The sequence below is a fragment of the Streptomyces sp. NPDC107765 genome (assembly GCF_055657085.1).
The window spans coordinates 48,582-61,032 of the sequence record NZ_JBVKBL010000013.1; the positions used below are offsets into that span (position 1 = coordinate 48,582).

Sequence of the window (12,451 nt, forward strand, 5' to 3'; positions counted from 1 at the left end):
GGCCGGGGGCCGTACCGCCGGGTGTCCCGGGCCGGCCCCGGCCGCGCCGCCGTGCAGGTGTCCGTCAGGCCGCCTGCTCGACCGCGTCCGCGGCCCGGACCGGCTCCACCGTATGTGCGCACGGCCGCGGCTCCGCGGCCTTCCTGCGGCGCAGTACGCGCGGCAGCTCCAGATAGCCCTCGGCCTGCATGGTGGCCAGGCCGATGCGCGGGATGTCCCGGGTGGTGCGGAAGACCACGAAGCGCGGCTCCCAGCGCGGGCGGAATTTGTCGTTGAACTTGTACAGCGACTCGATCTGGTACCAGCGGGACAGGAAGAGCAGCGTCCCGCGGGTGATGCGCATCACCGGCCCCGCGCCCAGCTTCTCGCCGCGCTCCAGGTAGGAGCGGAAGACCGCGAAGTTCAGCGAGAGCTGCTTGATCTTCAGGTCCGGCGCGGCCTGCAGGGCGGCGACGATCAGCAGCTCGTTCATGCCGGGGTCGGCGCTGCGGTCGCGCCGCATCCGCTCCAGCGAGATGCCGTCCGGGCCCCAGGGCACGAAGTACTGCAACGCCTTCAGGTCGCCGAACGGGCCGAGCTCCTCGCCCTCCCCGGGGGTCAGATGCGCGGTCGCGATCACCGCGTCGCCGTCCTTGACCGCGTCGATGCGGCCCAGCGCCATGGAGAAGCCACGCTCCTCGTCGGTGTCGCGCCAGGCGTCGGCGGCCCTCTGTACGTGCTCCAGCTCCTCCGGCTCCAGGTCACGCACCCGGCGCACCTTGGTGGTGTACCCGTTGCGCTCGATGCGCTTGACCATCTGGCGCACGTTGCGCATCGCACGGCCGGACAGCGTGAAGTCGGCGACGTCGACGATCGCCTCGTCGCCCAGCTCCAGCGCGTCCATGCCGGTCTCACGGGTCCAGACCTGGCCGCCGGTCTCGCTGCAACCGTGCACCGCCGGCGTCCACGAGTGCGCCCGCGCCTCCTCCATGAAGCGCTCGATGGCGCCCGGCCACGCCTCCACGTCGCCTATCGGGTCACCGCTGGCGAGCATCACGCCGGAGATCACCCGGTAGCAGACCGCGGCCTTGCCGGACGCGGAGAAGACCGCGCCCTTGTCGCGGCGCAGCGCGAAGTAGCCGAGCGAGTCCCGGCCGCCGTGCCGGGCCAGCAGCTCGCGCAGCTGCCGCTCGTCCTCGTCGGTCAGCCGGGCCGCCGGGTGCTCGGGGCGGAGGGCGAGGTAGGCGGTGGTGGCGACGGTCAGCAGGCCCAGCGCGCCGAGGGAGTAGCCGACGGTGTAGTCCACCTGGTGGGTGTAGCCGATCGGGCCCTCGAAGCCGAAGAGGCCGAACAGCACATGCTCGGCGCGCTGCAGGAAGGACGGCGACCCGACGATCTTGCCCGGGTGGGAGCTGACGATCACCATGCCGATGGCGAAGCTCGCGCCGCCCAGGACCACGAAGTTGGCCAGCGCCTTCCAGCGGCTGCGCGGATCGGGCAGGGCCGCGAACTCCTTCCGGTGCCACACCAGGAAGCCCAGCAGCGCGGTCGAGAGCACCGCGCCGAAGACGGAGTGGCGGTACACGAGCTGAGCGGCGATCCCCACCGGGAGCAGCGCCACCGCCGCTCCCCAGGCCCGCCGCTTACGCCGTTTGAGTCCGTGCGCCAGGAGGAGCAGCAGGATGCCGACGACGATGGAGGCGGCGGCCGCCAGCGGACTGACCGCGCCCGGCAGCACTTCGGCCAGGGCGTGCACCCGGCTGTGCCGGAAGCGCGGGAACACTCCGGCGACCAGGTTCAACAGGCCGACGGCCGCGCCGGCGGTGCCGATGAGCCCGGGCACCGCTTCGGGCCGTGGGCCGCGGAGCCAGCGTGGCGTTCGCCACGCAACCTTCTCCGACTTTTCGCCATCTAGCCTGTCAGACATCACTTTCCCGTCGCCCCGGTCGAGAAGACGTGCGAGCCTAGTCGCAGCATCTGGACTTTTGCGCCCTGTATGACGGCGTTTCAGGGCTCGGGGTTCCATCAGCGGTACGGATGACCCGGCCGCCCGGAAGAAAGCACCACATGGGTCTCACCAGCAAGAAAGTGCTGCTTCTTGCCGTCCTCGTCGCGGTGGCACTGTTCATCCTCACCATTTGGCTCTGGCCGCGCCTGTCCAAGGGGAACTGGCGCACCGTCCTCGGCCGGGTCGGGCTTTTGCTGGCGACCCAGCTCTCCCTCTTCGCCGCGGTCGGCCTGTTCGCCAACAACTCCTTCGGCTTCTACGCCTCCTGGGCCGACCTCTTCGGCCAGGAGCAGGAACCGGGTGTGGTGACGAATTACCAGACCGGCCCGAACGGCACCAAGCTGCAGATGCTGGGCACCGAACGCATCAGCGTCCAGAACGGCTCCCGGCCGTCGTCGGCCGGCCGAATCGACAAGGTGCTCATCCGCGGCGAGCATTCCAAGATCGCCAGCCCGGCGTTCGTCTATCTGCCGCCGCAGTACTTCCAGAAGAAATACGCGAAGAAGAAATTCCCGGCGGCGCTGGTGCTCACCGGCTACCCGGGCACCGCCGAGGCCCTCTACAAAAAGCTGCATTTCCCGCAGACCCAGCACGGCCTGCTCAAGGAGCACCGGATGCGGCCGACGGTCCTGGTGATGATGCGGCCGACCGTCGCGCCGCCGCGGGACACCGAGTGCGTGGACATACCGGGCGGCCCGCAGACCGAGAGCTTCTTCACCACGGACCTGCGCGCGGACATCACCGAGCACTACCGAATAGGGCGTGAGGCGAAGAGCTGGGGCGTCATCGGCGACTCCACCGGCGGCTACTGCGCGCTGAAGATGACCATGCGCCACCCCGAGGCGTACTCCACCGCGGTGGCCCTCTCCGGCGCCTACAAGGCCCCGCTGGACGCCACCACCGGCGACCTCTTCGGCGGCGACCTGCGGCTGGAGCGCGAGAACAACCTGCTGTGGCGTCAGCGGCACCTGCCCGCACCGGCGGTGAACCTCCTGGTCACCAGCAGCAAGCAGGGCGAGGGCAACTACAAGCAGACGCTCCGCTTCATCGAGCAGACGAAGTCGCCCACCCGCGTCTCGTCGATCATCCTCGACAGCGGCGGCCACAACTTCAACACCTGGCGCCGCGAGATCCCCGCGGCCCTCGAATGGCTGGGCAACCACCTCAAGGCGTGACGCCCGGCGCCGGCCCTTCGGAGGGTCCTCCGTGCGGCGGGACGGCCGGTGTGCCGCCCCGTCGCCTTCCCGCCCCGTCGCCTTCCCGCCGGCGTCAGCGCGCCAATATCAGGCTCATCGCCTCGGCCCGGGTCGCCGCATCGCGCAGCTGACCGCGGACGGCCGAGGTCGTCGTCTTCGCGCCCGGCTTCCGCACCCCGCGCATTGTCATGCACATGTGCTCGCACTCGATGACGACGATCACGCCGCGCGGCTCCAGGATCTCCATCAGCGAGTCCGCGATCTGCGTGGTCAGCCGCTCCTGCACCTGCGGGCGCCGGGCGAACACGTCCACCAGACGGGCCAGCTTCGACAGGCCGGTGATCTTGCCGTCGGCGGACGGGATGTAGCCGACGTGCGCCACACCGACGAACGGGACGAGGTGGTGCTCACAGCTCGACATCACCTCGATGTCCTTGACCAGCACCATCTCGTCGTGGCCCAGGTCGAACGTGGTCGTCAGCACGTCCTCCGGCTTCTGCCACAGCCCGGCGAAGATCTCCTTGTACGCCCGTGCCACCCGAGCCGGCGTCTCCAGCAGACCCTCGCGGTCCGGGTCCTCGCCCACCGCGATCAGCAGCTCGCGGACGGCATTCTCGGCCCGCTTCTCGTCGAACGTACCGATCGTGCCGTCGACGTCCAGCGTCACAGGGTCCGTCATATGTGCCTCGTTCCTTCTGCGCCCGCTCGAACGCGATGTCCCTCGAACGCGGTGTCCCTCGCGGAAATGCCGCGCCCCCCAGGCTAAACCTGGGGGGCGCGGCATGTATTCCAGGGCCTGTGGAGCCCCTGGTCAGCTCTCCGTGTGCGGCTCCTCCGAGCTCTCCACCTTCTTCTCCGTGGAGACGGTGGCCGCCGTCACGGCGCCGTTGGCCGGGGCCAGCTCCTTGGGCGAGAGCACCGGCGGGCGGGTCGACGGCGTACGCCGCGAGGAACCGGTCCACGCCGGGCGGGCCGGGCGCTTGACCACGTGCTTGAACAGCTCCGCGATCTCCTCCTTGCCGAGGGTCTCCTTCTCGAGGAGCGTCAGCACGAGGTTGTCGAGGATGTCGCGGTTCTCGACCAGGATCTCCCACGCCTCGTTGTGCGCGGTCTCGATCAGCTTCTTGACCTCTTCGTCGACCAGCGCGGCGACCTCTTCGGAGTAGTCGCGCTGGTGACCCATCTCACGGCCCAGGAAGGGCTCGGAGTTGTCGGTGCCGAACTTGATCGCGCCGAGCCGCTCGGTCATGCCGTACTGCGTGACCATCGCGCGGGCCGTGGCGGTGGCCTTCTCGATGTCGTTGGCGGCACCGGTGGTCGGGTCGTGGAAGACCAGCTCCTCCGCCGCGCGCCCGCCCAGCATGTACGCCAGCTGGTCGAGCATCTCGTTGCGCGTGGTGGAGTACTTGTCCTCGTCGGGCAGGACCATGGTGTAGCCCAGGGCCCGGCCGCGGGACAGGATCGTGATCTTGTGCACCGGGTCGGAGTTCGGGGAGGCCGCCGCGACCAGGGCGTGTCCGCCCTCGTGGTACGCGGTGATCTTCTTCTCCTTCTCGGACATGATCCGGGTCCGCTTCTGCGGGCCCGCCACGACGCGGTCGATCGCCTCGTCCAGGAAGTGGTTGTTGATCAGCTTCTCGTCGCTCCGGGCCGTCAGCAGCGCGGCCTCGTTGAGGACGTTCGACAGATCGGCACCGGTGAAGCCGGGGGTGCGCTTGGCGACGGCCGAGAGGTCGACGTCCGGGGCGACCGGCTTGCCCTTCTGGTGGACCTTGAGGATCTCCAGACGGCCCTGCAGGTCCGGACGGTCGACGGCGATCTGCCGGTCGAAGCGGCCGGGGCGCAGCAGCGCCGGGTCGAGGATGTCCGGACGGTTCGTCGCGGCGATCAGGATCACACCGCCCTTGACGTCGAAGCCGTCCATCTCGACGAGGAGCTGGTTCAGGGTCTGCTCACGCTCGTCGTGGCCACCGCCGAGACCCGCACCGCGGTGCCGGCCGACGGCGTCGATCTCGTCGACGAAGACGATCGCCGGGGCGTTCGCCTTGGCCTGCTCGAAGAGGTCACGGACCCGGGAGGCACCGACACCGACGAACATCTCGACGAAGTCGGAGCCGGAGATCGAGTAGAACGGGACGCCCGCCTCGCCGGCGACGGCGCGCGCGAGCAGCGTCTTGCCCGTTCCGGGCGGGCCGTACAGCAGCACGCCCTTGGGGATCTTGGCGCCGACCGCCTGGAACTTGGCCGGCTCCTGCAGGAACTCCTTGATCTCGTGGAGCTCCTCGACGGCCTCGTCCGAGCCCGCGACGTCCGCGAAGGTCGTCTTGGGGGTGTCCTTGGTGAGCAGCTTCGCCTTCGACTTCCCGAAGTTCATCACCCGGGAGCCGCCGCCCTGCATCTGATTCATCAGGAACAGGAAGGCGATCGGAATCAGAATGAAGGGAAGCAGCGTCATCAGCAGACTGACGAACGGATTCGTCTTCGACGGGGAGACGGTGTACCCGTCCTTGATCTCGCCGGTCTGGTACTTGGCCTGCAGGTTCTTCGCGAGATCGACGCCCTGGTCGCCGATGTAGCTCGCCTGGATCTTGTTGGAGCCGTCGACCTTGTTGGAGCCCGACAGCTCGACCTTGATCTTGTTCTCGTCGCCGGTGGTGAGCTCGGCGGACTTCACCTTGTTGTCAGCGATCGCCTTGACGACCTGACCGGTGTCCACCGTCTTGTAGCCGCCGGACGAGCCGACGACCTGCATCAACACGACCACGGCGAGGACGGCCAGCACGATCCACATGACCGGCCCACGGAAGTATCGCTTCACGTCCATCCATACGGAGCCGTTGGCGGCCCCGTCCCTCCTGCCACAGTGAGGCACAACGCCCTTGGAGGGCTGGTCGTGCGTACGGTGTATTACTGGCCCGAAAAACAACTGCCTTCGGACGGTACCCCAGCATTGTCACCCGGCGCCTGCGCCGACAGAGAACATGCAGCCGGGGATTTGGCTCTCCCTGCTCCAACGGCGGGCGGCCGCGAAGGGTTCCCGACGGGCCGCGGCAACTCCGCCGGACCCGTCCGGCCACCCCGGCCGGACGGGTGCGCGGGCGCCGTCAGCCGCCGTAGACCTGGGGCGCGAGGGTACCGACGAACGGCAGGTTCCGGTACTTCTCGGCGTAGTCCAGGCCGTATCCCACGACGAATTCGTTGGGGATGTCGAAGCCGATCCACTTCACGTCGATGGCGACCTTGGCCGCCTCCGGCTTGCGCAGCAGCGTGACGACCTCCAGCGAGGCCGGCTCGCGCGAGCCGAGGTTCGACAGCAGCCACGACAGCGTCAGGCCGGAGTCGATGATGTCCTCGACGATCAGGACGTGCTTGCCCTTGATGTCGGTGTCGAGGTCCTTGAGGATGCGGACCACGCCGGAGGACTGGGTGCCCGCGCCGTACGACGACACGGCCATCCAGTCCATCGTGACGGGGGTGGACAGCGCGCGCGCCAGATCCGCCATCACCATCACCGCGCCCTTGAGGACACCGACGATGAGCAGGTCCTTGCCCGCGTACTCCGCGTCGATCTTGGCAGCCAGCTCGGCCAGCTTCGCGTCGATCTCTTCCTTGCTGATGAGTACCGACTGAAGGTCGGAGCCCATGTCCTTGTCGTCCACCCGTGCCACTCTCGCTCGGTTCGGTGTTCACGTCAGCCGTGAGACTTCAGATGCAAGGCAGCGTGTGCGGCTCAGCCCTGCCGGATGACAAGTCTGCCACCCTGCCGCCGGACACCGACCCGCCCGGGGAGGTTGATGGCCCCCTGGCCCCGCCAGGCGGTGATCAGCCGGTCCACTTCCTCGATGTGGCGGGCGAAGAGGGAACCGGCGGGGGAACCGGCGCCGATCACGGCCCGGCGCAGCACCCGGCGGCGGACCGCGGGGGGCAGCGCGTACAGGGCCGCGACGTCGAGGCCGCCGGTGTCGTCGAGGACCGTGCCCTCGGCGTCGGCCGCCCAGGCGTCCAGGGCGTCGGCGTCGTCGCGGGAGAGCTGGGCGGTCCGGGCCAGCGCCTCGACGACGCCCTTGCCCAGCGCCTTCTCCAGGGCGGGCAGGCCCTCGTGGCGCAGCCGGGAGCGGGTGTACGCGGGATCGGAGTTGTGCGGGTCGTCCCAGACGGGCAGCGACTGGATCAGGCAGGCCTTGCGGGCGGTCTGGCGGTCGACGTCCAGGAAGGGGCGGCGGTAGCGGCCGCCGCTGCCGCTGGTGGCGGCCATGCCGGAGAGCGAACGGGTCCCGGAGCCGCGGGCGAGGCCGAGCAGCACGGTCTCGGCCTGGTCGTCGCGGGTGTGGCCGAGCAGGACGGCGGTGGCGCCGTGGCGCTCGGCGGTGGCATCGAGAGCGGCGTACCGGGCGTCACGGGCGGCGGCTTCCGGACCGCCCTCCCGGCCGACGGTGACGGCGACGACCTCGACCGGGTCGAGGCGCAGGGCCCGCAGCCGCAGCGCGACCTCGGCGGCGCGCAGATCGGAGCCTTCCTGGAGGCCGTGGTCGATGGTCACGCCCCCGGCCCGGACGCCGAGCTTGGGCGCCTCGAAGGCGAGGGCGGAGGCGAGCGCCATCGAATCGGCGCCGCCGGAGCATGCGACGAGCACGAGCGGGGGCTCGTGCCGGTCCTGTGCGCTGTGGTGGGTGAGCACGTCGTGGAGTACGCGGCGGACCGCCAGGCGTATCGCGGCGACCGCTGGATGGGGACCCATGTCCGTTTCCAATCGTTCAGCTGGGGTGCCTCGGGCCGGTGAGGGCTTTTCGTCACACAGAGTGCCTAGATGGTGACAGAGGCGAGCGGTTCCCCGAGCATTGCACGCCTATCCATCGGTAACGGTCCCTCAGACGGGTGATTGAAGGGGCGCTCTACTGCCACGCGGTGTGCCCAGCTCACAACGTTCGCCTACGGTGCCCCGTCCGCCTTCCGGTGCACCCGCGCGACCCAGTCCGCCGGTTTGGCGATCTCCTGTTTGGTGGGGAGGGTGTTCGGCGACGTCCAGACCCGGTTGAAGCCGTCCATCCCGACCTCGTCGACGACCGCGCGGACGAAGCGCTCCCCGTCGCGGTACTGCCGCAGCTTGGCGTCCAGGCCGAGCAGCTTACGCAGCGCCTGGTCGAGCCGCCCGGCACCGCTGGCCCGCCGCTTCTGGAACTTCTCCCGGATCTCGGCGACCGACGGCACCACGTCCGGCCCGACCCCGTCCATCACGTAGTCCGCGTGCCCCTCCAGGAGCGACATCACGGCGGTCAGCCGCGCCAGGATCTCGCGCTGGGCCGGCGTCTGGACGAGATCGACGATCGAGCGGCCGCCGTCCTCTTCCTCCTCGCCCTCCGGCCGGGCACCGGCCAGCGACTGGGCGGCCTCCCGCAGCCGCTCCAGCAGGGTGCCCGGATCGATGTCGGTCTCCCCGAGGAACGACTGGATCTCGCCCTCGATGTGGTCGCGCAGCCACGGCACGGCCGTGAACTGGGTGCGGTGCGTCTCCTCGTGCAGGCACACCCACAGCCGGAAGTCGTGCGGTTCCACTTCGAGCTCGCGCTCCACGTGGACGATGTTCGGCGCGACCAGCAGCAGCCGGCCGCCCTGCTCACCGGCCGGCAGGTCCCGGCTGGGCGGCGCGAACGTCTCGTACTGGCCGAGCACCCGCGACGCCAGGAACGACAGCAGCATCCCCAGCTCCACGCCGGTCACCTTGCCGCCGACCGCTCCCAGCACCGCGCCACCGGGGACCGTCGAGCGGCGGTCCTCCATCTTGGCGAGCAGCGGTTTGAGCACGGCCCGGAAGCCGGCGACATTCGCCTTGACCCAGCCGGGCCGGTCCACGACCAGGACGGGCGTGTCGTGCGGCACCTCGCCCTGCGCGTCCGGCTGCGCCAGCCGCGTGAACGCCCGCACGTGCGCCTCGGACGCCTTGGCGTGCTTGCGCAGCTCGGCGACGATCGCCCGCGCCTCGTCCCGGCTGACCTCTGGACCCGGCCGCACGAACCGGGTCGCGGTCGCGACCGCGAGGTTCCAGTCGACCATCTCGGTTCCACCGATGCTCGTCATGACTTCACGGTACGTGGGCGCGACGGCGCCGGGTAGCCGTTGCGCTTTGCGGTGCCGCCCACGTAGCCGTCTGCTGCGCCGTTCCGCTGCGCTTTGCGGCGCCTCCCACGTACCTGGCTGCGGCGCCGCGGGGCTCGCTCGCCGTTGCGCTTTGCGGCGCCCCGCACGTACCCGTCTCTCCCGCCGCGGGGCGTCTCGTCGTTGCGCCTGCGGCGGGCTGGGTGGGTGTCGGGTGCGGTGACGGACCTCCGGGGCCGGTGTTTGGGGCTGCTGTCGCTTTACGTCCCAAACACCGGCCCCTCCGGCCCGTCCCCTCCCGTTGAGGGAAGGGGAAGAGGGCGGTGGGGGTGGGCGTTGGGGGCATAAGGGGGCTTGCGGACCCGTAGGGGTGGGTCGAACAGATCCCGTAAGGGTCGCGAGGGCCCCCTGCGGGGCCACAACTCGGCAGGCGTGGGGCGGTATTCCCGCTGACCGACGACGTCAGGTGTACGCCCCACAACGCACGCCCCCACTCACCCGCACACTCCCCTAACGGGAGGGGACGGGCCGGAGGGGCCTTGTTCGTGGACGTAAAGCGACAGCAGTCCACGAACAAGGCCCCGGAGGCCCGTCACCGCACCCAACAACAACCCAGCCCGCCGCAGGCGCAACGGCGAGACGACCCGCGGCGGGACGGCGAGCTACGTGCGGGGCGCCGCAAAGCGCGCAACGACGAGCAACCCCCGCGGCGGGACAGCCAGGTACGTGGGAAGTCAGCGACACCCGCAATTGGCCACCGCGGAGGCCAAGTTGTCCAGTGCCCGCTGCGCGCCCGGCGCGTCCGTCGTGCCGGTGGTCATGAAGGAGAAGACCAACAGGCGGCCGTCGGCGTCGACGACCGTGCCGGCGAGGGTGTTGACGCCGGTGAGCGTTCCCGTTTTGGCGCGGACCGCGCCGGCGCCCGCGCTCTGGCCCGTGTAGCGGCTGCTGAGGGTGCCGGTGAAGGCTGCCACCGGGAGGCCGGTGACCACGGACCGCAGGGCCGGGTGGTCGGGCGCGGCGGCCTGCAGCAGGAGGCGGGAGAGCAGCGCCGCGGACACCTTGTCGTCGCGGTCCAGGCCGCTGCCGTCCTTGAAGACCGCGCCGGCCAGCGGCAGATGCTGGCGGGCGAGGGCGTTGTGGACGGCCTCGGCGGCGCCGGCGAAGCTGGCCGGCCGGCCGGAGCCGAGCGCGGCCTGCCGGGCCAGCGCCTCGGCGATGTCGTTGTCGCTGTAGGTGAGCATCCGCTCCACGAGGGAGGAGAGGGGGAGGGAGTGGACGGCGGCCAGCCGCCGGGCGTGGGCGGGGGCCTTGGTGCCGTTCGGGGTGCCGTCGACGGTGATGCCGCGTTCGTGGAGGAGCTCGGCGAAGGTGCGGGCGGTGGAGCCTGCGGGGTCGGCGTCGCGGGGCGCCGGGCCGTGGTCGCTGTCGTCGAGGCGGGCCTCGTCGGTCATCAGCGCCGTGACCGGGGCGAGGTTCTCGTTGGGGCCGATGGGGTGCTCGACCGGCCCCGAGTAGGCGGAGGCGTCGTAGCCGAGGTGGACCGTCGTGAGGTGCCGCTGCTTGAGCGCGCGGGCGGTGGCGTCGGCGAGGGTGCGGAGGTTCGCGGGCTGCTCGGCGGTGGTGGGCTGCGGGGCGCGGACGGTGAGCGTGGGGTCGCCGCCGCCGACCAGGACGATGCGGTCCTTGCCGGCCGTGACGACGGAGGTGTCGATGCGGTGCTCCGGGCCGCGGGCGGACAGTGCGGCGACGGCGGTGGCGAGCTTGACCGTGGAGGCCGGGATGGCGGCCTTGCCCTGGCCGGACCCGAAGACCTCGCGGCCGGCCGCGACGTCCACCACGGAGGCGGTGCGCAGCGGGCCCAGCGCCGGGTCCTTGAGCAGCGGTGCGAGGGCGTCGGCGAGCCCGGCGCCGGTCGGTACCGGTGCCGCGCCCCGGCCGGCGCCCGCGGCGGGGCGGACGCCGAGCGCGGGCAGCACGGGCGCGGCGCTGGGCGCCGGACGGTCGGGCTCCGCGGCGTGATGCTCGCCACTGGATCCGTCGACCACCGCCGCCTCGGCGCGCTCGGCCGTACGCTGACCGGAGTCCCACGGGCCGGCCGCCGCCACCGCGACGAGCGCGACCGTCAGGCCGGTGGCTGCCGAGACCACCGTCAGCCGCCAGGTCTGCCGGGTGTGCCGCGGGGTGTCCTGCCAGGCCTGCCGTACGGTGCCGGCCGCCGCCCGGGCCGAGCGCCCGGCCGCGTCGGCCGCCCGCCGCGCGGTGCGCTGCGCCGAACGCTGCGCCGACTGCCATCTGACCTGCCATTTCCTGGTCTCAGGCACTTCGGACCAGCCCCTTTCGCCACCACACACCTGCGTGGGGGACACTTAATCACCAGACGTATGTGTTGATCATGGAGGAGCCACCCGTGGAGTTCGACGTCACCATCGAGATCCCGAAGGGTTCGCGGAACAAGTACGAGGTGGACCACGAGACCGGTCGGATCCGCCTGGACCGTCGACTCTTCACCTCGACCAGCTACCCGGCGGACTACGGCTTTGTCGAGAACACCCTGGGCGAGGACGGCGACCCGCTGGACGCCCTGGTCATCCTGGATGAGCCGACCTTCCCCGGCTGCCTCATCAAGTGCCGTGCCATCGGCATGTTCCGGATGACGGACGAGGCCGGCGGCGACGACAAGCTGCTGTGCGTGCCGGCGTCCGACCCGCGCGTGGAGCACCTGCGTGACATCCACCACGTGTCGGAGTTCGACCGCCTGGAGATCCAGCACTTCTTCGAGGTCTACAAGGACCTGGAGCCGGGCAAGTCCGTCGAGGGCGCCAACTGGGTCGGCCGCGCGGACGCCGAGGCCGAGATCGAGGCCTCGTACAAGCGCGCCGAGGCGCACGGCGGGCACTGATCCCCGCACCCGGGCGCCGGTCGGCGCCCGGTGATTTTCGTACGCGAACGGGCGGCATCCATCCGGGTGCCGCCCTTCGTCCGTTTGTGCCGGAGGTTTGTGCCGGCCGGTGTGCGTGGCGACGCGCGGAGAAATTCCCGTTCTCCGGTAAAAAGCGGGAAGCATTGAGTAAAGTCTGCGTGCGGCGCCCGGCTGCTCCGTGATCATCGCCAAATAAGCGGCAGATAAATTAACTTACGGCGGCCGCGCATAGGCCCCGCATATTCCGCGCAC

Annotated in this window: 9 protein-coding genes; 2 read left to right on the forward strand and 7 right to left on the reverse strand. The window is 70.6% G+C overall.

What is annotated here, in order from left to right; translation table 11 throughout:
- Positions 1–64 precede the first annotated feature (64 nt).
- The gene (locus ACZ7MX_RS28260; protein WP_472136043.1) at positions 65–1,906 is read right to left on the reverse strand and encodes a phosphatidylglycerol lysyltransferase domain-containing protein; all 1,842 of its coding nucleotides are present in this window, start codon (positions 1,904–1,906) and stop codon (positions 65–67) included.
- Between the two features lie 140 nt (positions 1,907–2,046).
- Here ACZ7MX_RS28260 and ACZ7MX_RS28265 point away from each other — a divergent pair, with 140 nt between their 5' ends.
- The gene (locus ACZ7MX_RS28265) at positions 2,047–3,162 is read left to right on the forward strand and encodes an alpha/beta hydrolase (protein ID WP_472136044.1); all 1,116 of its coding nucleotides are present in this window, start codon (positions 2,047–2,049) and stop codon (positions 3,160–3,162) included.
- Positions 3,163–3,256: 94 nt separating this feature from the next.
- Here ACZ7MX_RS28265 and folE read toward each other — a convergent pair whose 3' ends face one another.
- The 6 genes from folE to dacB all read right to left on the reverse strand — a co-directional run bounded on the left by folE (position 3,257) and on the right by dacB (position 11,600).
- Positions 3,257–3,862 carry a GTP cyclohydrolase I FolE gene (gene folE, locus ACZ7MX_RS28270; protein WP_472136045.1) on the reverse strand — a complete coding sequence of 202 codons (606 nt, stop codon included), beginning with the start codon at positions 3,860–3,862 and terminating at the stop codon, positions 3,257–3,259.
- A gap of 132 nt (positions 3,863–3,994) precedes the next feature.
- Positions 3,995–6,007, reverse strand: a complete 2,013-nt coding sequence (gene ftsH, locus ACZ7MX_RS28275; protein ID WP_472136046.1) for an ATP-dependent zinc metalloprotease FtsH — start codon at positions 6,005–6,007, stop codon at positions 3,995–3,997.
- Between the two features lie 280 nt (positions 6,008–6,287).
- Entirely contained in the window at positions 6,288–6,827 is a 540-nt protein-coding gene (gene hpt / locus ACZ7MX_RS28280; RefSeq protein ID WP_030414979.1) for a hypoxanthine phosphoribosyltransferase, read from the reverse strand.
- Between the two features lie 86 nt (positions 6,828–6,913).
- The gene (gene tilS / locus ACZ7MX_RS28285) at positions 6,914–7,921 is read right to left on the reverse strand and encodes a tRNA lysidine(34) synthetase TilS (protein WP_472136047.1); all 1,008 of its coding nucleotides are present in this window, start codon (positions 7,919–7,921) and stop codon (positions 6,914–6,916) included.
- A 191-nt stretch (positions 7,922–8,112) separates the two neighbouring features.
- Positions 8,113–9,258, reverse strand: coding sequence for a zinc-dependent metalloprotease (locus ACZ7MX_RS28290; protein ID WP_030801631.1), 1,146 nt, complete (start codon positions 9,256–9,258; stop codon positions 8,113–8,115).
- A 752-nt stretch (positions 9,259–10,010) separates the two neighbouring features.
- Positions 10,011–11,600: a D-alanyl-D-alanine carboxypeptidase/D-alanyl-D-alanine endopeptidase gene (gene dacB / locus ACZ7MX_RS28295; RefSeq protein WP_472136048.1), complete on the reverse strand. Its 1,590-nt coding sequence runs from the start codon at positions 11,598–11,600 to the stop codon at positions 10,011–10,013.
- Positions 11,601–11,686: 86 nt separating this feature from the next.
- Between dacB and ACZ7MX_RS28300 the strand changes: the two genes are divergently transcribed.
- Positions 11,687–12,178: an inorganic diphosphatase gene (locus ACZ7MX_RS28300; RefSeq protein WP_030414975.1), complete on the forward strand. Its 492-nt coding sequence runs from the start codon at positions 11,687–11,689 to the stop codon at positions 12,176–12,178.
- Positions 12,179–12,451 lie beyond the last annotated feature (273 nt).

Coding starts and splice junctions, on each gene's coding strand:
- hpt (WP_030414979.1), bottom strand. CDS start 6,827: ATGGGCTCCGACCTTCAGTCGGTACTCATCAGCAAGGAAGAGATCGAC.
- ACZ7MX_RS28290 (WP_030801631.1), bottom strand. CDS start 9,258: ATGACGAGCATCGGTGGAACCGAGATGGTCGACTGGAACCTCGCGGTC.
- ftsH (WP_472136046.1), bottom strand. CDS start 6,007: ATGGACGTGAAGCGATACTTCCGTGGGCCGGTCATGTGGATCGTGCTG.
- ACZ7MX_RS28260 (WP_472136043.1), bottom strand. CDS start 1,906: ATGTCTGACAGGCTAGATGGCGAAAAGTCGGAGAAGGTTGCGTGGCGA.
- folE (WP_472136045.1), bottom strand. CDS start 3,862: ATGACGGACCCTGTGACGCTGGACGTCGACGGCACGATCGGTACGTTC.
- ACZ7MX_RS28265 (WP_472136044.1), top strand. CDS start 2,047: ATGGGTCTCACCAGCAAGAAAGTGCTGCTTCTTGCCGTCCTCGTCGCG.
- tilS (WP_472136047.1), bottom strand. CDS start 7,921: ATGGGTCCCCATCCAGCGGTCGCCGCGATACGCCTGGCGGTCCGCCGC.